Source organism: Thioalkalivibrio thiocyanoxidans ARh2, from assembly GCF_000385215.1.
Taxonomy (GTDB): Bacteria; Pseudomonadota; Gammaproteobacteria; order Ectothiorhodospirales; family Ectothiorhodospiraceae; genus Thioalkalivibrio; species Thioalkalivibrio thiocyanoxidans.
Window position 1 is genome coordinate 56,946 of the sequence record NZ_ARQK01000061.1, and the last position, 21,590, is coordinate 78,535.

The 21,590-nt window shown below is 66.4% G+C and carries 19 protein-coding genes; 7 read left to right on the top strand and 12 right to left on the bottom strand.

Features of this window, described 5'->3' with window-relative positions; all coding sequences use genetic code 11:
- Positions 1 to 145 precede the first annotated feature (145 nt).
- The gene (locus tag G372_RS0112760) at positions 146 to 712 is read left to right on the top strand and encodes an SgcJ/EcaC family oxidoreductase (protein WP_018864186.1); all 567 of its coding nucleotides are present in this window, start codon (positions 146 to 148) and stop codon (positions 710 to 712) included.
- A 68-nt stretch (positions 713 to 780) separates the two neighbouring features.
- On the top strand, positions 781 to 1,263 hold the full coding sequence (locus tag G372_RS0112765; RefSeq protein WP_018864185.1) for an SgcJ/EcaC family oxidoreductase: 483 nt from the start codon (positions 781 to 783) through the stop codon (positions 1,261 to 1,263).
- A gap of 39 nt (positions 1,264 to 1,302) precedes the next feature.
- Here the strand turns inward: G372_RS0112765 and G372_RS0112770 are convergent, their stop codons facing one another.
- The 3 genes from G372_RS0112770 to treY are packed head-to-tail and all read right to left on the bottom strand — an operon-like array spanning position 1,303 to position 7,574.
- Complete coding sequence (locus G372_RS0112770) at positions 1,303 to 3,129, bottom strand: glycoside hydrolase family 15 protein (protein WP_019623509.1); 1,827 nt, start codon at positions 3,127 to 3,129, stop codon at positions 1,303 to 1,305.
- A 42-nt stretch (positions 3,130 to 3,171) separates the two neighbouring features.
- Complete coding sequence (treZ, locus tag G372_RS0112775) at positions 3,172 to 4,917, bottom strand: malto-oligosyltrehalose trehalohydrolase (RefSeq protein WP_019623508.1); 1,746 nt, start codon at positions 4,915 to 4,917, stop codon at positions 3,172 to 3,174.
- Complete coding sequence (treY, locus tag G372_RS0112780) at positions 4,914 to 7,574, bottom strand: malto-oligosyltrehalose synthase (protein WP_019623507.1); 2,661 nt, start codon at positions 7,572 to 7,574, stop codon at positions 4,914 to 4,916. The genes treZ and treY overlap by 4 nt, the downstream gene beginning before the upstream one ends.
- Positions 7,575 to 7,876: 302 nt before the next feature.
- Between treY and G372_RS0112785 the strand changes: the two genes are divergently transcribed.
- Positions 7,877 to 8,350: a hypothetical protein gene (locus G372_RS0112785; protein WP_019623506.1), complete on the top strand. Its 474-nt coding sequence runs from the start codon at positions 7,877 to 7,879 to the stop codon at positions 8,348 to 8,350.
- 14 nt (positions 8,351 to 8,364) lie between these two features.
- Here G372_RS0112785 and G372_RS0112790 read toward each other — a convergent pair whose 3' ends face one another.
- Entirely contained in the window at positions 8,365 to 9,492 is a 1,128-nt protein-coding gene (locus G372_RS0112790; protein ID WP_019623505.1) for a GGDEF domain-containing protein, read from the bottom strand.
- 91 nt (positions 9,493 to 9,583) lie between these two features.
- On the opposite strand from G372_RS0112790, the gene G372_RS0112795 reads away from it, so the two are divergent.
- From G372_RS0112795 to G372_RS0112805, 3 genes are all read left to right on the top strand, one after another.
- Positions 9,584 to 10,561 carry a phosphotransferase gene (locus G372_RS0112795; RefSeq protein ID WP_019623504.1) on the top strand — a complete coding sequence of 326 codons (978 nt, stop codon included), beginning with the start codon at positions 9,584 to 9,586 and terminating at the stop codon, positions 10,559 to 10,561.
- 61 nt (positions 10,562 to 10,622) lie between these two features.
- A complete protein-coding gene (locus G372_RS0112800; RefSeq protein ID WP_019623503.1) occupies positions 10,623 to 11,258 on the top strand; it encodes a hypothetical protein in 636 nt (211 codons plus the stop codon).
- Entirely contained in the window at positions 11,255 to 12,274 is a 1,020-nt protein-coding gene (locus tag G372_RS0112805) for a DUF21 domain-containing protein (RefSeq protein ID WP_019623502.1), read from the top strand. The genes G372_RS0112800 and G372_RS0112805 overlap by 4 nt, the downstream gene beginning before the upstream one ends.
- A gap of 66 nt (positions 12,275 to 12,340) precedes the next feature.
- Here G372_RS0112805 and ettA read toward each other — a convergent pair whose 3' ends face one another.
- The 5 genes from ettA to G372_RS0112830 form a co-directional block, all read right to left on the bottom strand.
- The gene (gene ettA, locus G372_RS0112810) at positions 12,341 to 14,008 is read right to left on the bottom strand and encodes an energy-dependent translational throttle protein EttA (protein ID WP_019623501.1); all 1,668 of its coding nucleotides are present in this window, start codon (positions 14,006 to 14,008) and stop codon (positions 12,341 to 12,343) included.
- 43 nt (positions 14,009 to 14,051) lie between these two features.
- Positions 14,052 to 14,336, bottom strand: a complete 285-nt coding sequence (locus tag G372_RS0112815) for a hypothetical protein (protein WP_019623500.1) — start codon at positions 14,334 to 14,336, stop codon at positions 14,052 to 14,054.
- 10 nt (positions 14,337 to 14,346) lie between these two features.
- The gene (locus G372_RS14240; protein WP_155998803.1) at positions 14,347 to 14,508 is read right to left on the bottom strand and encodes a hypothetical protein; all 162 of its coding nucleotides are present in this window, start codon (positions 14,506 to 14,508) and stop codon (positions 14,347 to 14,349) included.
- A 784-nt stretch (positions 14,509 to 15,292) separates the two neighbouring features.
- A complete protein-coding gene (locus G372_RS0112825) occupies positions 15,293 to 15,490 on the bottom strand; it encodes a hypothetical protein (RefSeq protein ID WP_019623498.1) in 198 nt (65 codons plus the stop codon).
- A 217-nt stretch (positions 15,491 to 15,707) separates the two neighbouring features.
- A complete protein-coding gene (locus G372_RS0112830; RefSeq protein ID WP_019623497.1) occupies positions 15,708 to 16,433 on the bottom strand; it encodes a winged helix-turn-helix transcriptional regulator in 726 nt (241 codons plus the stop codon).
- A 297-nt stretch (positions 16,434 to 16,730) separates the two neighbouring features.
- Here G372_RS0112830 and G372_RS0112835 point away from each other — a divergent pair, with 297 nt between their 5' ends.
- Complete coding sequence (locus tag G372_RS0112835; RefSeq protein ID WP_018864172.1) at positions 16,731 to 17,300, top strand: cupin domain-containing protein; 570 nt, start codon at positions 16,731 to 16,733, stop codon at positions 17,298 to 17,300.
- Positions 17,301 to 17,383: 83 nt separating this feature from the next.
- On the opposite strand, the gene G372_RS0112845 is transcribed toward G372_RS0112835, so the two are convergent.
- Genes G372_RS0112845 through G372_RS0112855 form a run of 3 tightly spaced genes read right to left on the bottom strand, consistent with a single transcriptional unit; the run spans position 17,384 to position 21,590 of the window.
- Positions 17,384 to 17,710: a P-II family nitrogen regulator gene (locus G372_RS0112845; protein WP_018174440.1), complete on the bottom strand. Its 327-nt coding sequence runs from the start codon at positions 17,708 to 17,710 to the stop codon at positions 17,384 to 17,386.
- Positions 17,707 to 20,841, bottom strand: a complete 3,135-nt coding sequence (locus tag G372_RS0112850; protein WP_019623496.1) for a DUF2309 domain-containing protein — start codon at positions 20,839 to 20,841, stop codon at positions 17,707 to 17,709. Before G372_RS0112850 ends, G372_RS0112845 begins: the two co-directional genes overlap by 4 nt.
- Entirely contained in the window at positions 20,838 to 21,590 is a 753-nt protein-coding gene (locus G372_RS0112855) for a hypothetical protein (RefSeq protein ID WP_018864170.1), read from the bottom strand. Before G372_RS0112855 ends, G372_RS0112850 begins: the two co-directional genes overlap by 4 nt.

Below are 21,590 nucleotides of genomic sequence, written 5' to 3' on the forward strand. Positions count from 1 at the left end.
GCCGTAGGCGGTTGAGTACGGCGCAAGCTGCAAACTGCGTTTGCGGCGCCGCGTGCGCTGAGAAAGCCGGGATGGCTTTATTCAGCGCTTTCTTTAAAATTCACGCTTTACCCGGCCGCCATCGGCCCGAGTGGGAGAACACGCAGTGAGTACCGTGACCCGTCCGCGTATCAGCGGCACCCAGTTCATCAACGCCGACGAGGCCCCGCGTTCGCGCCTGAGTCTGAGCGCCTCGCACCGCGACCAGCATCACCCGGTGACCGGGACGGGCAGCGATATGCTCGCCGGCGCGATCGATACCCCGCCGAACGAGAGCTGCGTGGTCTGTGCCCCGGCCACGCGTCGCCTGGCCGAGGAGCTGTTCGACGCCTGGAACGACGCCCTGCAGACGGGCGATGCCCGCCGTGTGACCGAGCTGTACGCCGACGACGCGGTCCTGCTGCCGACCGTGTCCAATGTCCCGCGCACCAACCATGCCGAGATCCAGGACTACTTCGAGCATTTCCTCGAGAAGAAGCCCTACGGCACCATCAACACGCGCAATGTGAAGCTCGGCTGCAACAAGCTGACCGACGCCGGCACCTATACCTTCCGCGTAAGCGACGGCAACGAGACGCAGGAAGTCCCCGCGCGCTACACCTTCGTCTACGAGAACCGCGACGGGAAGTGGCTGATCGTGCACCATCACTCCTCGATGATGCCGACCGCCTGATCCGGTACGGCCGTGCAGTGAGGCCGCGCCGCCAGTTTCGGGCGGCGAACACGTTCAGAGGCAGCGACATGACTTCATACCCCGTCGCGGCGCTCGCCGCCGCACTCCTCGTGCTGGTTTCCGGTACTGCCTCGGCTGGCAGCGGCGACGCGCGCGAAATGGTCTGCGCACCGGTCGACCAGGACCTGGCGCTGGAGCGGTTCGAAACCTGGAACGATGCCCTGCAGACCGGCGATGCGGCTCGCGTGACTGAACTCTACGCCGAGGACGCCGTATTGCTGCCCACGGTCTCCAGGGTCCCGCGCACGAACCACGCAGAGATCCAGAATTATTTCGAACATTTCCTCGAGTCGAGGCCCTACGGGACTATCGACTCCCGCAACGTAAGGCTCGGCTGCAACCAGCTGACCGATGTCGGGATCTACACCTTCCGGATGACGGTGGACGGCGAGACCGAGGAAGTCCAGGCGCGCTACACCTTCGCTTACGAGCACCGTGACGGGCAGTGGCGGATCGCGCATCACCATTCCTCGAAGATGCCCGCTGACTGAACGGGCCTGGAGACTGTCCAGCACGGAGGTCCGCCGCGCTCAGCCTTCGCGGCCGCGTTCCATTGCCCGAGCGAGGTTGATGCCGCTGGAGATCAGGCCCATGTGGCTGAACGCCTGCGGGAAGTTGCCGAGGAAGGCGCCGCTGGCCGGGTCGATCTGCTCCGGCAGCAGCCCCAGGGTGTTGGTGCGGGCGCACAGCGAGTCGTACAGCTCCATCGCCTCGTCCAGCCGGCCCTGGTCGGCAAGGTTGTCCACCAGCCAGAAGCTGCACAGCAGGAACGCCCCCTCGTCTCCGGCCAGCCCGTCGGGGGATTCATCGGGGAGATAGCGGTAGAGCAGGCCGTTGCCGGCCCCCAGCCGTTTCACCACCGCAGCGGTGGTGGCCACCATCTTCGGGTGGTTCGCCGAGATGACGCCGCGCCAGGGCAGGGCGAGCAGGCTGGCGTCGATGCCACCGCGGCCCAGATGCTCGGTCAGGGTCTGGCGTTCCGGGTCCCAGGCATCGTTGAGGATCGCCTCGCGGATCTCCTGCGCCTCCACCCGCCACAGCTTGCTGTTGCCCGGCATGCCGTGGCTGTCGGCCAGGTCCGCCCCGCGGTCCAGCGCCACCGCGCACATGGCGGCGGAATAGGTGAACGGCCGCCCCGGGGTGCGCACCTCCCAGATGCCGTGATCCGGCTTTTTCCATTCCTCGGCGGCCGCGTCGATCAGGCGCCGCAGGCGGTTCCACAAGTGCTCGTCGAGGGTGCCGCCCCAGTTGACCCAGCGGTAGGCGCAGTCGAGGATCTCGCCGAACACGTCGTGCTGGCGCTGCTCCACCGCGCCGTTGCCCCAGCGCACCGGGCCCGAGCGCCGGTAGCCCTCGAGCCCGGGTTCCTCGCGCTCCGGCTGCGGCAGGTGGCCGTCGACGTCGTACAGCACCCGCGGCCAGCCGCCGGAGCGGTCCACCGCATCCAGCGCCCAGCCGAGAAAGCCGGCCGCCTCGTGACCCATGCCGATATGGCCGATGGCGGAGACCGAGAACGCGGCATCGCGGATCCAGGCGTAGCGGTAATCCCAGTTGCGCGGACCGCCGATGGCCTCCGGCAGACAGCAGGTGGGCGCAGCGATCATCGCGCCGGTGGCGGTGTAGTCCATCAGCTTGAGGGTGACCGCCGAGCGGCGGACCAGCGCCTCCTGCGGGCCGTGGTAGTGGAAGTGCTCCATCCAGCGCTGCCAGACGTCGACCGTGGCCTCCACCAGCTGCTCCGGGGTGCGGGCGAGGAAGCGGTGGGTGTGTGAGCCCCACGACAGCAGCAGATGGTGGCGGGCGCCGGCGGCGAGTTCGTGCACGGCGTCGGTGCTGTCGAGCGGCAGCGAGGTGTCGAGGTTCAGTTCCAGTGCGGGCTGGCGGTTGGGCATGATCTGCAGGGTCGGCCCGTGTGGCGCGACCCGGGCGCGACCCCAGGGCTCGACACGGATGCGCAGGCGCACGCGGCCCTTCAGCACCTCGATGTGCCGCAGCAGCTCCCCGCGTCCGGCCGGGGCATCCTCGGAAAGGTCGGCTCCGGCGCGCAGCGGCAGCGTGTCGGTGATCCGCACGCGTCCCTCGGGCCCGTCCATTTCGGTGACCAGCACCGCAGTGTCCCCGAGATAGTACTGGCGGGCGGCCACCAGCGGCTCGGGCGCCACGCGGAACACCCCGCCGTGGCGGTGATCGAGCAGGCCGCAGAACAGCGGCTCGGAGTCGAAACGCGGCACGCACATCCACGAGATGCCGCCATCGCGTCCGACCAGGGCGGCGGTGGTGCCGTCCCCGATCAGGCCGTGGTCCTCGATCGGCAGGTAGCCGTCTATCCGTTTCAGGGGCGCATCAGGTGCCGTCACGAAGGCGTTCCTCCTCGCAGATTCGCTGGTGGGCCGGGGTGCTCACGCGGCAGGCGGCTCCCCGAGGATCGCGACCGACTCGCCGGGAAGCTGCAGGCGGTCGCCTTCATGCAGGATGCCCGGTTCCGACCCGAGCAGCACGCGCCAGCCGGCGGCTTCGGGGCATTCCAGCTGCCGCGCCTGAGGGCCGAGGTTGCAGGCCACCACCAGTCCCGGGCGTTGCATCCGCAGCCAGCGCCGGGGTTCGTCGAAACGTACGCGGATGGCCTCCAGGCGGTCGTCGGCGAAGGCCGGATGGCGGCGGCGCAGGGCGATCAGCTGGCGGTGCCACTGCAGGATCGCGGCATGCGGCGGGCGGCGGTGCTCCGACCAGTCGAGGCGCGAGCGGTCGAAGGTGGTCGCGGCCTGCGGGTCGGGGATCTGCTCCGGCGCCCAGCCGAAGGCGGCGAATTCGCGTCGCCGGCCCTCGCTGACGGCGCGCCCCAGCTCGGGGTCGCCATGGTCGGTGAAGTACAGGAACGGGCTGGTCGCGCCCCATTCCTCGCCCTGGAACAGCAGTGGCACGAACGGGCTGGTCAGCACCAGCGCGGCACCGACCTTAAGCAGACCCGGCGAGAGCAGGTGGCTGCTGCGGTCCCCGGTGGCGCGGTTGCCGATCTGGTCGTGGTTCTGCAGGCAGCCGACGAAACGCCGCCCGGGCTGGTCCGCCGCGGGGCGGCCGTGCCGCCGGCGGCGGAAGGGCGAATAGCGGCCGTCGTTGGCGAGGCCGCGGGTCAGCACCCGGGCCAGGTCGGCCAGCCCGCGAAAGTCCATGTAGTAGCCGTCGGACTCGCCGGTCAGCGCGGTGTGCAGCGCGTGATGGAAATCCTCGTTCCACTGCGCGTCCAGCCCGTAGCCGCCGGCCTCGACCGGCCACGCCACGCGCGGGTCGTTGCGGTCGTTCTCCGCGATCACCACCAGGTGCCGGCCGAGCTGGCGCCCGAGGCGCTGCACCTCGCCGGCGAGCTGCTCGAGGAAGTGGGTGGCCGAGGTGTCGACGATCGCGTGCACCGCGTCGATGCGCAGGCCGTCGATGTGATAGTCGCGCAGCCACATCAGGGCATTGTCGATGAAGAAGCGGCGCACGCTGTCGCTGTCCGCGCCGTCGAGGTTGACCGCGTCGCCCCACGGGGTGTGGTAGCGGTCGGTGAAATACGGGCCGAACTGCGCCAAGTAGTTGCCGTCCGGGCCGAGGTGGTTGTAGACCACGTCCAGCAGCACCGCGATGCCGCGGCGGTGGCAGGCGTCGACCAGGCGTTTCAGGCCGTCGGGCCCCCCGTAGGCGTGGTGCGGGGCGTACAGGTCGACCCCGTCATAGCCCCAGCCGCGGGCGCCGGGAAACGCCGCTACCGGCATCAGCTCCAGGTGGGTGATGCCGAGTTCGGCCAGATGGCCGAGGCGGTCGATCACGCCGTCGAAGCTGCCCTCCGGGGTGAAGGTGCCGACGTGGATCTCCTGGATCACCGCCGCGGCCAGCGGCGGCGCCTGCCAGGCGGCGTCGTTCCAGACGAAGCGGGAATGGTCCAGCCAGCGCGAGGGGCCGTGCACGCCCTGCGGCTGCCAGGCGGAACGCGGGTCGGGGAACGGGCCGTTGCCGTCGACGCGGAAGGCGTAGTCGCTGCCATGCGCCAGCCGCGAGGTCTGCAGCGACCACCAGCCCTCGCCCTGGCGGTCCATCGGCATGCGCCTGCCGCCGCACTCCAGCTCGATCTGGTTCGCCTGCGGGGCCCAGACGCGCACGCGGGTCATGCGGTTTCCTCTTCGCGTTCGAGCAGTGCCACCGGAAATGCGTCGAGGAGCTTCGCCACCGGCCGGTCGCCGCCCTCGAACGTCTCGCCCGACAGGCGGTTGTGCCAGACGCCGGGCGGCAGCCCGAGCCGGGTGTCGCGCCAGTCGCCCGCCAGCCCGAGCACCAGGCGCGGCACCAGCACCAGGGCACCTTCCCCGCGCAGGTAGGCCACCGCGTGCCTGGCGCGCTCGCCGGTCGCGCCCAGCGGGGTGTAGGCCGCATCCGGGCGGAACCATTCCGGGTGCCGGCGGCGCAGGGCCAGGGCCTGTTGCACCACCCACTGCTTGGGCAGGCCCTCGTCGGCACGGGCACTGATCTGTGCCGGGGTCAGGTGACCGAGCTCCTCCAGCAGTTGGTGCCGGGTTTCGAAGTCCACCGGACGGCGGTTGTCCGGATCGACCAGGCTCAGGTCCCACAGCTCGCTGCCCTGGTAGATGTCGGGTATCCCTGGAGCGGTGAGCTTGATCAGGGTCTGGGCCAGGCTGTTGGTGCGGCCGGGGCCGACCAGGGGCTGCAGGAACGACTCCAGCGCGCTGCGAAATCCTGCATCCTCCAGCGTCCCGCTCACGAACTCGCGCAATGCCTGCTCGTAGTCCTCCTGGGGGTGGGTCCAGCTGGTGTGCTGCTTGGCCTCGCGCACGGCCTTTTCCATGTAGGCCGTCATGCGCTCGGCGTCGATCGGCCAGGCGCCCAGCAGCGTCTGGTAGTACAGGTATTCGGTAGCCGGTTCTGGCCATTCGCCGGTGCGGTGGCGGGCGTTGTGACGCATCCAGCGACGCACGGTCTGCGCCCATGCGCCCGGAATCTCGGAGAGCAGCACCAGGCGCGCGCGCACGTCCTCGCTGCGCTTGGTGTCATGGGTGGAGGTGGCCAGCATCGCCTCCGGGTGGCGGGCGCGGGCCCGGGCACTGGCGTGGTGGAACTCGTCCACCGACACCCCGAAGCTTCCGGGGTCGCCGCCGACCTCGTTGAGCGGCGTCAGCCGGTGGAAGCGATACAAGGCGGTGTCCTCCACCCCCTTGGCCATTGCCGGTCCGGTCAACTGCTGGAAGCGCAGGGCGAGTTCGGTCTCGCGCTCGCCGGGGATGCGCAGGAGCAACAGGTCGCGCAGGAACTGCAGCAGCTCGCTGTCCAGTGCGGCGCTGCGCTCGGCCGCCTGTTCGATCGCGGTCTCCACGCAGCCGACGTCGGCCGCCGTCACCCCGCCTTCGCGCGGGCTCACGTAGGTACGGTAGACGGGGAAGCAGGAGACCACCTCCAGCAGGGCAAGGTACAGCTCGTGGCGGGTGTAGTCGCGGTGGCGGCGGTGGCGCTCGCAAATGTCCACGAACAGCGCACTCAGCCGGTTGAGCTCGCTGCCGAGCAGATCCTCCAGGACCTGGCGCTTGGATGCATAGACCAGCCCCGCGTAGTCGGTGTCCTCGCCGGTGAGGTCCTCGAACAGCCGGGTCAGCGGCGCCTCGCCCGCCGGGTCCACGAACAGCCCCTGCACACGGTTGAGAAAGTCGTAGCCGGTGGAGCCGGCGATCGGCCAGTCGTCGGGCAGTGACTCACCCGGTTCGAGGATCTTCTCGGCGACGATCCAGGTGTCCGGGCAGACATGGGCCAGTCGGCGAAAATACTCGGCGGGGTCACGCATGCCGTCCGGGTGATCGACTCGCAGACCGTGCACCGAGCCTTCGTCCACCCAGCGGATCGGCAGGGCGTGCACCGCCTGGAAGACCTCTTCGCGTTCTTGTCGCAGCCCGGCCAGGTCGTTGATGTCGAAAAAGCGGCGGTAGCCGAGGTCGCGTCCGGCGGTGCGCCACCAGGCCAGGCGGTAGTTCTGCCGCTCGATCAGCGCGTCCAGCGCATCGGGGTCCTGGTTGATTCGCTCCACCTCGGCTGCGATTGCCTCGGCGGCCGCCGGATCCTGGCTGGTGGTGTCGTCCAGCAGCTGGCGGATCACGGCCTGGTCGCGGTGGCGCCGGGTGGCAGAGTCACGCGCGGTCAGCTCGGGTTGTGGCAGGCGCGCGCAGGATTCCGCGAGAAAGCCCAGCAGTTCGATGCCCGTGGCGCGACAGACGCGGTAGAGCAAGTCGTTCAGCGAAGACGGGTCCAGCGGGAAGCGGTGTTCGTGACAGGCGAGCTCGAAGAGCCCGTCGGCGTATTGCAGGCGGATCTCGCCAGCCTCGAGGATGCGCCCGTAATGATCGCCCAGTACTGGCAGCAGGACCTTGTTCGGCCAGCGTTCCTCCGAGGACTCCCAGTCCACGTCGAAAAACATCGCAAACCGGCTGGAGGGCCCGTTCTCCAGCACATCCCACCACCACGGGTTCTGATCCCCGGCCACGGCCATGTGGTTGGGCACGATGTCCAGCACCAGCCCCATCCCGGCCTGTTCCAGCGCCGCGCACAGGCGTTGGCGCGCGGCCTCGCCGCCGAGCTCGTCGTTCACCCGCGACGGGTCCACCACATCGTAGCCGTGCATGCTGCCGCGCACCGCCTGGAGGATCGGAGAAAGGTACAGATGCGATATGCCCAGCCGGGCAAGGTAGGGAACGACGCGCGCGGCATCATCCAGGCTGAACCCTGGGTGCAGCTGCAGGCGGCAGGTGGCAATCCGTTCAGGTTGCATCTGCTCGTTGCCGGTTCGGGTTCCGGCAAGGCGGGGCATTGGGCATGGCCAGAAAACCAAGCCTGCCAGCGCTACCAAAGAATGCCTGCATCCCCCTCCGCCTTGAAGATCAGCTTGTGCTACCCCGAATATGGACCACATCACGGCCGAAAGGAATGCACCTCCGGTGTGTGGCACCCTCGCTGCGGCGGCTCAGAGGCGGTCAATCAGCCTGGACCCAGGATGAGATCAAGCGTTACCGGGGTTGTCCGCCTGAGCGTCGCGGTCTACTGTCGAGTTCCGATCACCATCGGGGACGTCCCATGAACTGGAATCGTATCGTCAGCCTGTCAGCGGCGACCGTTATTTTCGCCATGGCGGGCGGCACCCATGCCGCGGGTACCGCGCAGCTCGAGCTGGACGGGCAGTCCTACGACCTCGACGTGGAGGCCTGCGATTTCTCGGGCGAATCCGATCAGGCCGATCTGCAGACGCTGGTCGGCGATGCCGAGACCGATGAGGGGCCGATGCGCGTGTTTGTCTCGCGCAACAAGGTCAGCGGAATGCTGATGCATACGGTCAGTGTGCAGATCGGGGATTTGATGTCTCCGGAGGGCGAGGTGCTGGAGGCTAGCCGCAGCCGTTCCGGCGATGAGTGGTTCTCTGCCGCTGACGGCCCCTCGGAACCCCTGATCCAGATCGATGGCGCCGAACTGACCGCCACGGGCCTGTTTGCGGACACCGGCATGACGCGTGATCCAGTCGAGGGCCGCCTTGCCGCGACCTGCAATCGCTGAGGGCAGGCGTTTCCCTACGGGAAACACTGGTCAGCGTCGTCCGGGGTTTGCTGCGCGATCACGCGGTTGCGCTCGGTTGCCTTGCCCCGGTACATCCGACGGTCGGCGCGCCGCAGTAGCTCGTCCAGGCCGTCATCCGGCTTGAGTTCGGCCACGCCAAAGGTAGCCGTGACTTCGACTCCGGCGATCGGGGTGGCGGACAGGGTGCTCCGGCAGCGCTCGGCGGTGCGGGTGGCCGCAGGAAGTGCTTCGCCCGGCAATGCAATCAGAAATTCCTCGCCGCCCCATCGGGCAACCAGGTCCGATTCGCGGACGTTCCGCTCGAGGCGGCGCGCCGTTTCCTGAATCACCTGATCACCGACATTATGGCCGTGGGTGTCGTTGATGCGCTTGAAATGGTCGAGATCCACCAGAATCACCGACAGGGGCTGGCCACGACGCCTCGCAGTCGCCATCTGCTGGCGCAGGAATTGGTCCATTGCCCGGCGATTCGCCAGATCGGTCAGCACGTCGGTGCTGGCCCAATGGTCCAGCACCTCGGCCCGTACTAGCGCACGTTGCAGCTGGTCGCGCAGTCCGGCGACCGCGCTGACCAGTACGAGCAGCAGGGCAAGGAATACATGCACCCGGATTAGGTACATCAAGGCCTCGCCAGATGCCCGGTCGGCCCGGAGGTCGGGCAGCACCCCGGTCACGGTGATCACGGCGCTGGCGAGCAGCAAGATTGATCCGGCCAGCACCCCGTAGCGCCGATCCAGCATTACGAACACGCCCACGATCAGGGCGCCGACCGCCCAGTAATGTCCACCAGCCAGAACCAGCAGCTGCTGATCGATCGGGCCCGCGACATGGTGGTGCCAGGCCAGTCTTCCGAGCACCAATGCCCCGAGGGTGGATACCATGGCGATCTCCAGCCAGCGCAGCGGCACCGGTGCGCGCCAGACCAGCACGAGAAGGATGGAGGTCAGGATGGCGAAGACGGGGTAAATATGGCCGAGGAAGTAGTCGTCCGGGTCGCGGAAAAGCCAGCTCAGGAGCATGATCAGCACGGCCAGCGCCAGGGCCCCCAGATAGACCCGGCGCTTGCGTATGGCGAGATTTTCGAGCTCCTGGCGCGCGTCGCTGGCCGGTTCCTGCGGCATGGGGATCCTGGGGGCGGCGGGCCCACAATTCAGAGTCGGGACGGGTTCGCGTGACGAGTAGAGTACCCGACGGCACCGTGCGGAGATACCGATGAGCGACCCCCTGCTGGCCGGCGTTCTCGCTGCCACTCGTGCGTCTGCTGCGCGTCGTGGCCCGGTGCTGCAGCAGCTTTGGAGTGGGTATGGCGAGATTGTGCGCTATGACCTCGAGGGCACCGCTCTTCCCAGCGTGATCGTCAAGCACGTGGTGTTTCCCGCGCATTGCAATCACCCGCGTGGCTGGAACAGTGATCACGGCGACCGCCGCAAGCGGCACTCCTACGAGGTGGAGATGGCCTTCTACCGTGACTGGGCGGCACTTTGTCCGGACGGCTGCCGGGTCCCGCGCTGCCTGGAAGCACGACCGGTGAAAGGTGGTCACAGCATCATCCTCGAGGATCTGGATGCGGCCGGATTTTCCGGGCGGCGTGAACATCTGGACTTCGATGAGGCGGTGGTCTGTCTGCGCTGGCTGGCCTGGTTTCATGCCACCTTTCTTGGCATGGCCCCGGCCGGGCTCTGGCCGGTCGGCAGCTACTGGCACCTGGCGACGCGGCGGCAGGAGTGGGCGGCTATCGAGGATCCGGCCATCCGCCGCACGGCCACGGCGATCGACGAGCGCCTGAATGCGGCCCGGTTCCGGACCGTAATCCACGGCGATGCCAAGGTGGCCAACTTCTGTTTTGGCCCGACAGGGGCGGTGGCAGCGCTGGATTTCCAGTATGTCGGGGGAGGCTGCGGCATGAAGGATGTCGCCTATTTCCTGGGCTCCTGCCTCGACGAATCCGAGCAGGAACAATGGGAGGCGGCCCTGCTGGATACCTACTTCGCCAGTCTGCGCGGTGCGGTTGCGGCTCGACTCCCCGACGTGGACCTGGGGGCGCTGGAGGCCGAATGGCGTGATCTGTTCCGGTTTGCCCAGGCCGATTTCTATCGCTTTCTGGTGGGCTGGAGTCCGGGGCACTGGAAGCTCCACGACTACAGTCGGCGGGTGGCTCTGGAGGTGGTCGCGGCGCTGGATTCGGTCTGACCCCTTCGCAGGGACGCCGGTGCGGTATGGTGTGTGAAAGCCCGGCGGAGCCTCGCGCGCGATGATCCCCCTCTGGTTCAAACTGGTCTACCTGGCGTTTCTGATGGTCCTGGTGCCGGTCTATCTGGCCGAGTACGGGCCGCTCAACTTTCTGTGGCTGTCCAACATTGCACTGCTCGGGGGCTGTATGGCCGCCTGGCTGGAAAGTCGCCGTCTGGCCGGGATGCTGCTGGTCGCGGTGGCAGTGCTGGAGATGGGCTGGGTGGCGGATTTCGTGCTGAGTCTCGTGCTGCTGGGCAATCCCCCGTTCGGTACGGTGGACTACATGTACGATCCCGATACCCCGCTGCATGTGCGGTTGCTGTCGCTCTATCACCTGCCACTGCCGTTTGTGCTGATCTGGATGGTCTGGCGCCTGGGCTACGATCCCCGCGTCTGGCGCAACTGGGTGCCGCTGGGCTTGATCCTCTTGCTGATCAGCTATGTCCTGTCCACGCCGGAGGACAGCGTGAACTGGGCGCTTGGGCCGGCGGGGCACCCGCAGGAGTGGATGGCGCCGGAGTTGTGGATCGGCCTCGTGATGATCTCCTGTGTAATCGTGTGGTGGCTGACGCACCGGCTGGCATTATGGGGCTTTGGCCGGGCGGGGCGCGTGGTTCAGCCAGGTCATCGAGATGCGGGGAGCGAGACCCGATGACCCTGGCGATCTGGCTGGGGATTTTCGCCTGTCTGTCGCAATCGGCGATGCTGTCCGGGCTGAATCTGGGGCTGTTCTCGCTCAGCAAGCTGGAACTGGAGGTCGAGGCGCGCAAGGGGGATCGCCGCGCCGCGCGGGTGCTACACCTGCGCGAGGACTCCAACTTTGCACTGGTGACCATTCTCTGGGGGAATGTCGGGGTCAACGTGCTGCTGGCCCTGCTGTCCGGCTCGGTACTGGCCGGTGTGGCCGCCTTCCTGTTTTCCACGGTCGTGATCACCATCTTCGCGGAGATCATCCCGCAGTCCTACTTCACCCGGAACGCGCTGCGCATGGCGTCACTGCTGGCGCCGGTGCTGCGCATCTACCAGATCGCGTTGTATCCCGTTGCGCGCCCCACGGCCTGGGTACTGGATGCGTGGCTGGGGGGCGAGAGCATTCGATATTTCCCGGAGCGTGACCTGCGCCATCTGATCCGCCTGCACATGGAATCAGAACGCTCCGACATCGCCCGGGTGGAGGGCCAGGGGGCGCTGAACTTCCTGGAAATCGACGACGTACCCCTGCAGGAGGAGGGCGAGCCCGTGGACGAACTCAGCCGGATCGTGCTGCCCTTTGACGGCCCGCATCCGGTATTCCCGGCGATCACCCCGAGCCCGGAAGACGCCTTCCTGCAGCGCCTGGCCCGTTCGGGGAAGACGTGGACCGTGATCCAGGACCCCGACGGCAATCCGCGCCTGGTGTTGTCCACCGACGACTTCCTGCGCGAGGCGCTGTTCGAGCCGGAGCGGTTCAACCCCTGGCGGCACTGCCACCGGCCGGTGATCGTAAAGAGCGGCGAGCACCGGCTTGGCCAGCTCATCCAGCGTTTTCGCCTGCACACCGGCCCGCGCGGCGACGACATCGTCGAGGACGACGTCGTCCTGCTGTGGGGCGACGAGCCACGCGTACTGACCGGCACCGATATCCTGGGGCGGTTGTTGCGCAACATCGCGACGACCGCGGAGCCTCGCTAGGTGAGAGGCGGTCGTGATGATCCAGAAACTGGAAGGCCCGGCGGGAGCCGGGCCTTCGGGGTGGGGTCAGGAGGCGAGTCGCTTGTACTTGACCCGGTGGGGCTGGTCGGCCTCGGCGCCCAGGCGCTTGTGGCGGTCTTCCTCGTATTCCTGGTAGTTGCCGTCGAAGAACACCACGTTGCCGTCCTCCTCGAACGCGAGGATGTGGGTGGCGATGCGGTCGAGGAACCAGCGGTCATGCGAGATCACGATCGCGGAGCCGGGGAAGTCCAGCAGGGCCTCTTCCAGGGCGCGCAGGGTCTCCACGTCCAGGTCGTTGGTCGGTTCGTCCAGCAGCAGGAAGTTGCCGCCGCTTTGCAGCAGCTTGGCCAGGTGCACGCGGTTGCGTTCCCCGCCGGACAGTTCCTTCATGCGCTTCTGCTGGTCGGTACCCTTGAAATTGAAGCGGCCGACATAGGCGCGTGACGGCATCTGGAAGTTGCCGACCTGAATGATGTCCTGGCCGTTGGAGATCTCCTCCCAGACGGTCTTCTCGTCCTGCAGCGCGTCACGGCTCTGGTCCACGTAGGCCAGTTGCACGGTCTCGCCCAGCTCGATCGCGCCGTCGTCCGGCTGGTCCTGCCCGGCGATCATGCGGAACAGCGTGGTCTTGCCGACGCCGTTCGGGCCGATCACGCCGATCAGTGCACCGCGCGGCACGGAGAACGACAGGCCCTGGTAGAGCACGCGGTCGCCAAAGTGCTTGGACAGGTTCTCCACCTCCAGCACCTTGTCGCCCAGGCGCGGGCCCGGCGGGATGTAGATCTCCTTGGTCTCGGAGCGCTTCTGGTAGTCGGTGGAGGCGATCTCCTCGAAGCGTTTCAGGCGGGCCTTGCTCTTGGCGCCGCGGCCCTTCGGGTTGGAGCGCACCCACTCGAGCTCGGATTCCATCGCCTTCACGCGGGCGGCCTCGGCCTTTTCTTCCTGCTTCAGGCGCTTTTCCTTCTGTTCCAGCCACTGCGAGTAGTTGCCCTGGAACGGGATGCCCTGGCCGCGGTCCAGCTCGAGGATCCAGCCGGCCACGTTGTCGAGGAAGTAGCGGTCATGGGTGACCGCGACCACGGTGCCCTGGAACTCCTGCAGGAAGCGCTCCAGCCAGGCCACGGACTCGGCGTCCAGGTGGTTGGTCGGCTCGTCGAGGATCAGCATGTCCGGGCTGGACAGCAGCAGGCGGCACAGGGCCACGCGGCGGCGTTCGCCCCCGGACAGGGTGTTCACGTCCGCATCCCACGGCGGCAGGCGCAGGGCGTCCGCGGCGACCTCCAGCTTGCGCTCGAGGTTGTGGCCATCGGCCGCCTCGATCTTCGCCTCCAGCTCGCCTTGCTTGGCAGCCAGGGCATCGAAGTCGGCATCGGCCTCGGCATAGGCGGCATACACCTGATCCAGCTCGGCCAGCGCCTCCTTGATCGGGGCCACGGCCTCCTCGACATTGCCGCGCACGTCCTTGCTCTCGTCGAGCTGCGGCTCCTGCGGCAGGTAGCCGATATTGATGCCCGGCTGCGGCCGCGCCTCCCCGACGATCTCTGTGTCCACACCTGCCATGATGCGCAACAGGGTGGATTTCCCTGCACCGTTATAGCCCAGCACGCCGATCTTGGCGCCCGGGAAGAAGTTCAGGTTGATGTCCTTGAGGATGTACTTCTTCGGCGGGACGATCTTGCCCACGCCGTTCATCGTGAAGATGTACTGCGCCATGATGCTCCTGCGACCAATGCGGTTTGAATGAGGGACAGGCCGCTTACGGCCCGTGCTGGGCCCGCACTTTACCATCCCAGCCCCCGGGAGGCGCATGGCCCCCTTCGTCGAGGGACCGGTTCGCGTGGTCGGTGATGCATCTCGTGCCATCCCGGGCAGGTATCGGCGTGAGCACCGCGATGTCGTCCCGAAGCGGCTCCATTGGATACTGGGTACGGTCATGTTCGTACCCATGGATGTCGCTGTTCGCTTCCAGCGTGTTCCAGGCGATGGTGGCAAGGGCGAAGGCGGCCGCCAGGGCCGTCCGCTTCAGTTTGAAGGCTCGCATGTCCGGATCCTCAGAAGCGTACGGAGGACGTCGGCATCCCAGCCGCATCCTCGTCGCTCCCGGCCATTATCGGATCGCCGTTCGGCCGCAGGGCCGCCCCGATGTCGAGCTGGCCCTGCATCGGGTAGGGGAAGCCACCGTTCAGGTCCTCGCTCGGGCTGCACTCTTTCATGCAGTGCAACCCGGAACCCTGATCTGGCGTGACCAGCGGGCGGACAGTGCGATCTCCGATCCCGGCGTAGGCCATACCCGAGCGGGTCAGGTTCGCCTGCGGGCCTCTTCTGCCACTTCCGGCTTCGCCGTTGTCAACGCACCCGGTCAGAGCCACGGCAGGTGTAATGCCATCGAGTACTACGAATTCCTTTCCCGAGAAAATCACTTGTTACCTCTAGCGCGCGCTCGTCGTCCATGAATCGCCTGAGCAGCCGGATACCGATGGCTACCAAGGCAAGGCGGGTCTGCCGTGTTCCAGTACTCTGCTAATGCGTCAGGGAGGCTAGCCCCGGGAAAGGCATCCGGTGCTGAAGAGAAGTACTCAGAGTGGAAAGACAAAAGAATCAACCGCATATGGCCTCCTGCCGCGCAATCCGTGAATTTTGTGAGCGCCATCACAGGACGGAGCCGCGGCTACCCTAGGCGAGCGGTGGTTGATAAACAAGGTTTATGAGTAATCGACTCGGGTACTGGGCAATGACTGGCGGGGTATGGACCTCGATGAGGCACCTAGCCCTGGCTCGGCAGGCGCCTGGATGATTTCGGGCACGAATGAAGCCGTGCTCATTCTGATTGCTGATGGGGGTTGAACCCGCGCCGGCAGCAGCACTTTCTCGGTTCGACCAGCTGGAAATGGGGCGGCCCAAGGCGAGGAAGCCGATCTAGCCTTCGCGCGCGGGGTCGGCGGTATCGGACCGGACCTGCAGTCGCGGGGCCGCATCCGTGCGGCAGTTTCAGGGCCTTCAGCCCTTGAGCTTCACCAGGCGGCTGACCTGGAAGACGACACAACTGTGCTGGTTGGAGAAGGGCGTGAACCCTTCAAGGACCGGCCCGACTAGTGTTTCGGGGATCGCAGCGATGATCATGATCAGTACCCAGCCGTTCTCGATAAGGCTCCGGATCCTGGGCACGCTGTCGATGGCTACGCGTGCGTGTGCCAATGGAGCTCGATGAGGGTCAGCGGGCGAATTGGGGCGTAGTGAGGCAAGCCGTTGCAGAGCACGGTCTGCGCGGGCAGGCCCCGCGCGGCCCGCGCTGGGCGTCCCGTTGGGGCCAACCGCTGAGCGAGACATGCTGAAGACCGCCAGTTTTGCGATGGAACGCTGGTGGCGACAGCCTGATGGGATTTCGGTAGAGGGACGAAAGCCGGACGGGTGGTCAGTGTTTCAGGTGCATCCCGGTGGTGGCGTCAGAGGCCGTTCTTGTGGGGGGCGATCTTGCCGCCTGTTCGGCAATGACCGACAGCTTGATCCAGCGCCCGATGCTGCGTTCCAGCTCCAGTCTGCCGAGAACCCGAATATCCCTGCGTTCGATGGCCGGCGCGAGGGGTTGCTGGCCGATCCAGACCGGGCCCATTACCCGCACGGTCGTGGCGATGTACAGGTCGACCTCGAATCCGGGGTCGGACTGGCAGAGGTCGACATCATCGTCTTCGATCAGTAGCCACCAGCGTCGAAGTTCGGGCGGTGCGTCGCTGTAGTCGAACTGGACGACGGTTCGCCCAGGGGGAAGAGCCGCGGTATCGATGCGCCGGCGCATGTCCCACATGAGTACGCCTGCGTCCCAGTCGGGGCCGTCGGCTGCGCTTTCCACCCAGCGCCGCCCCCACAGGCCCATCGAGATGATCACCGGGCCCAGGGCCTCGCCGGCCTCCGTCAGGCGATAGTCCGCGTGTTCTCGGACTACGACGCCGCTCGCAATCAGGTCCCGCAGACGGCGGGCCAGCAGTGCACGCGACATCAGCGGCACGCCGCGATGGATCTCGTTGAAACCTGAAGACCCACTGATCAACTCACGCAGAACCAGCGGGGTCCAGCGCGTTGTCAGGATCTCCGCCGCCTTTGCCACAGGGCAGAACTGACTGTATCCCGTTCGGTCGGTCATGGCGCTTCTCCGCAGCCATTTTCCCAATTATGGCTCCGCCACCGGGTGTTTTCCGGTTCATTTTCTGAACTAGCGGGGTCGGCCTCCGCTTCGCAATGCTGATCTCACGGCGTGCCTTGTCTTGCCGTAACCCATCGCAGCCCAAACCAAGGGGAGCCGACGATGACACTCACATGCGAATCGATCGCCAGTCGAGTCCTTCCACATCAAGCCGCACGGAGTGCGTGTGCGACATACGGCGCCGAGGGTGCCGCTGTCGGGGAGTGCTCGCCCCAAACAGACCCAAAGGAGAATGTCATGAACAATCCCGGATTCCTTGCCAGGACCAGAGCCGCCATATCCCTCACGGCGTTTACGCTGCTGGTGCTCCTGGCCACGCCACTGGCACACGCGGACCCCGATCCGATCACGGCCAAGCCATTGACCGAACGTCACGCCTTTAGCGGCGAAGTCTCGATGCAGATCACGCAGGAGCTCGACGGTTTGCCCAGGAAGACCTTCGACATTGAAGACGCATCGAATGTCAGCGTATTCGAGTTCACCATCCAGCCGGGGGCCGTGTTTCCCTGGCATACCCATCCGGGGACGGTACTCATCATGGTCACGGAAGGTGAATTCGTATTCATGTTCGCGGAGGACTGTGTAAGGCGCGAGCTTGAACCCGGCATGGCCCTGGTCGATCCCGGGGACAGTGTGCACACGGCCTACAACCCCAGCCGGGATGAGCCCACGGTGGTCATTGCCACGCTGCTTGGGGTCCCGGGAGAGGGTCCGCTCACGATGCCCGTCGACGCGGACGACAACTCTGCACTGGACGAGAAGTGCGGCATTGAGCGCACGGGCGAAAACCGGCTCCATGGGCACTGAGGAGGTGATGTTCGGCTACCACGGTCGTGAGGGGGCGTCCGTGGTGGTCGCCGACCCGTGTGCTCAAGGCAAGGCGCTCGATCTCAGCCCTTGAACTTCACCAGGCGGCTGACCTGGATGTCGGAGATGAAGACAACACCGCTGTGCTGGTTGAAGAAGGGCGTGAACCCTTCGAGGATCGGTTCGACCAGTTCTTCGGGGATCGCCGCGATGATCATGATCAGGACTTCGTCCTCGTTGAACATCAGGTGCCCCGAGTGGAAGCCCTGGCTACCCTTGCCGGAGAGATTGCCGATGATGGTGTAGCCCTTGACGCCCGCCCGATCCAGCAGATCGGTGGCAAACGCCTGGTGTTCGCCTTCGAGAATGATCTCGATCTTCTTCAGTGATTTGAGATTCAGGTCGTTCATGCGCGGTTTTCCTCCACGGCAGGTCGGTCGGCCGCATCTTGTGTGGAACGGGGCGGGGGTTCCTCGCACCAGTCGCCGTCGACGAATCGGTACAGCCGGTCGGTTTCCGGGTCGAGGATGACGCACAGTACCCAGCCATTCGCAATCAGGCTCCGGACCTTGGGCACGTTTTCAATGGCCCGGCGCGCATGGGAGAGCGGGGCCTCGATCAGGGCCAGCAACCGGATCGGGTCGTGGTAGGGCAGCCCGTCGTAGAGTACGGTCTGGGCGGGCAGGCCGGTGCGCAGGTCCGAGAGGTTGCCGGTCATGACCCCGACGCGACAGGCGACGTTATGGTAGGCCTTGCTGCCGGAGCCGTAGCGTTCGTTGTCGACCGCCGAGAAATAGTGCTCCATGTTGATCCACTGGGCGACGATCAGCGGGCCGGTCAGAATGCTTTCCAGCAGTCGGCCTTTGGGGTCGACGCGATAGTCGTAGGAATGCAGGAACGTGCGGCCCTGCAGGTCGCTCGCCGCGGTCAGGTGTCGCCGGCCGATGATGAAGCCCGCATTGCGTGCCAGACCCCATTCGGGGCGCACCTGGGCCCAGTCGACCGTGTTGCGTCGTGCCCGCCGAGCGGCCGTTATGGTATCGGGGGCGTCCTCGAGATCCGGTTCCAGGGTCTGCAGCCGCTCGCGTGCCGTTCGGCGCGTGGCGGCGCGGAGGCCGTTGCGCAGGCGCTCGAGATAGACCAGGTGGCTGGCCGGCAGCAGGTCGAGGTCATGCAGCCGGATCTCGTCGGATGTGGTGTTGTGCATGGCGGGCAGAAACCAGGCGTCATCGGGGATGTCGATGCCCTGGGTCCGCAGCCGCCGGCGAACCTCGGGCTTGTTGCCCATGTGTGCGAGCACTCGCGCGCTGACGATACCGTGGCTGCCGCCGCAGGCGCCGCAGTCCAGGGCCGATTCGTAGGGGTTGTTGTCCGACTGGCTGCCGTGCCCCGTGAGGATGATGAAACGCGAGAACTGTTCGGTCAGGCCGATGGAGCGGAGCGCCTGGGCGACAAAGTAGGCCTGCTCTTCGAGGGAAAAGCCGATTCGTCCCAGTCGCTCGAGCTGCATATGGGCATAGGAACGGTTGATCCGATAGTCGTTCCGCAAGGTCGCGATGAACTCCGACTCCGCACTCTCGCTCAGGCCGAATTCGCGGGCGAAGACGGTCTGTTCGCTGCTGTTTCCCATTGCCGTCTCGCGCAACTCGCGGATCATGGAGTCGGTGATCGCTTCGCGCTCGATGTCGAACTGCTGATGAATCGCCTGGACGATGATGACCCGCTGCTGGGCGCGAACCACCGAATCCGCCTGTTCACGGGTAAGTTTGTCGACCATCAGGCGGGTCGAGGGCTGATCCGACTCGATCTTGTCACGCCATCGGTGGTAGGTCGCCGGCGCGACGGTCTTGCCAATCATGTCGAATCCGAACAGCAGACCAATGGCCTCGACGGTGAAATACGGCGACAGCACGGAGTGCTTCAGGTCGTGCAGCAGGTATTCCGCCGAGGAGTACAGGTCCAGGTCCAGTTGCTCGGCGCCCGTGGTCACCTCCAGCACGAGGTTTTTCGGTGTGACCACGACCGGGCAGAGGTGATCCTCGCTGCCCTTGCCGAGCGCGATGAAGCTCACCGGTACCCCGAAGAAGCCGGCAATGCCGTAGGTCTGGTAGTCGCCGATGGTCTCGAGTTGACGCCGGACACGTTCGGAACGCACGTCGATGCAGAACAGCAACTGCGCGAACGGGCGTTTTTCGCGCGGCGCGGGCGGGTCGAGTCGCAGGCCGGACAGAACGCTGCGGCGGTAGGTCGCCTCCATGGCCTCCAGCCAGACCATACCCTCGTGCCGCTCGAACTCGCCAAGCTGTTCCAGCACGGCGTGAAGCTGTCCGCGCTCGAGCCCGTCAAACAGCGAGGGGTTCCCGGCGAGCGACGCCAGGGCGTGAAGCGCGCGGGCCTGGTCGCGGCTTTCCGCGCGGCGTTTGGCCGGCAGGTAATGGTCCAGTTGCCGGGCGATCTCGGCCGGCCTGCCACGCGCGATGACGTCTTCGACAAGCTCGGCCTGAGTCGGCAGTACGGCTCCGGTGAACAGTTCGTGGCGCAGGTAGGCCTCGCCGGGTCGCTCGGTCAGGAAGGCCTCGAGCGCCTTGCGGTCACCGGGCAACTTGTGCCGATGGCCATGTTCGCGGATCAGCGACAGCGCGAGCACCAGGCGGATGGCCAGGAAATCAATCAGGTCGGCCGGATGTTCGCGTGCCCAGTGATAGTGGCTTGCCGTCGAGCGCCAGCGGATGAAGCCGGCCCAGCCGTGCAGGCGAGTCAGTTCGTGAACGATCAGATCGGGCCAGGCCTCTTCGGGGATCCCGATCTCGTCCAGGACATGGGCGATGATCGCCTCGGGACTGTCACACTCCGCCAGGATTTTGTGAGTGTGCTGGCCGCGCAGGAACAGGCGCGGGTGGTGATGGACGACAGTCTTCCACGCGGCGAACAGGCCTTGTTCGCGGCCGGGCATCTGCCATGCCGACTGACCTTCGTCGAAGTAGTCCAGGCAGATCCTGATCAGTTGTTCGTCCAGCGTGGGCCCGATACGTGTGCCGCACAGCGAATCGAGCGCCTCGTAGAGCGGCCGCATAGCCGGAAACGCGGCGTGCAGCCGTTTGGCGAGGATCCCGGTATCCGTCGCAGAGGGTGTGTGTTCGCGACCGTTCAGGGCGGCCGCCACATCGTCGGCATCGGCGAGCGTGCGCGGCGTGATGACCGGATCATGGCATTCGGTCAGCAGCGTGCAGAGCAGGTCGAGCCCGCCGATCGCCCTAAGGGCCGGGTGGCTCTCAAGAGCGGCATCGACGCGCGCCTCGAGGGTGTCGCGGTCCACGCGGCCCTCGCGGAACAATCGCTGGTAGTCGGCTCGGGGCAGGAATCCCCTCCCGTGGAACAGCTCTTCACCGCGCCGGATCGCGTCCGGGAACGGCAAGTCCTCCAGCCCGTGGAGCGGGTTGTGATGGATGAAGGTGCGCATGGGCCAGAAGTTGGGAATCGGCTCGGCCGCCATGTGCACCATCGAGCGGATCTTGAGCTTGCGTCCGAGGGTCAGCTTCACGGGACACCTCCAGTCCACAGCAGTCCGGATACCACCAGCAATGCCACCAGTCCGGCGAAGGCCCATATCGATGTGGCCGGCAGGTCCTTGGCGATGTCACCACTGCGCGGGCCGAACACCGTTCCTTGCAGCAGTCGCGCTCCTGCCCAGCTCCACAGCAGCCAGGTCAGCAGGACCCCGAGGGCAGCCCCGGGTGTGGCACCACCCAGCAGCGTCAGCAGAGCGAAGAAGCCGGGGAACAGTGGCAGGGCCATTGCGCAGAGCGTGGCTACCACGATCATGCCCGACAGGCGGGGGAGATCCCGCGCCAGTCCGCCATGCAGTCCGGTATAGGCGGTCTCCAGCCGTCGAGAAAGCGCATCGCGTACCAGGAGCATCAGCAACGGGGCGGCTGTCATCGCGAGGGCGAAGCCGATCACGTCCGTTTCAGCCGGCAGCTGCAAGGCGAACAGCCACACCAGGGGCCAGGTGGAGCTGGCCAGCAAGGCCGCCCAGCGCCCGACGTCGCGGATGGTCAACAGGCGAAAGGCGTACAAAATCGCACTCAGGGTCGCCCAGACGACAAGCACTCCAGCGAATGGTGCGATATCACCCCACAGGATCAGTGCCACGCCGAACTGCGGCCAGGCCACGAAAAGCGCCACCTGCACGTAGGTGTTGGTGATGCGCGCAGCCAGCGCATTGAACGCCAGGCTCATCGGGAACAGTGGCAGGAAGAATGCCGCGACGAGGATCAGCAGAGCGGACAT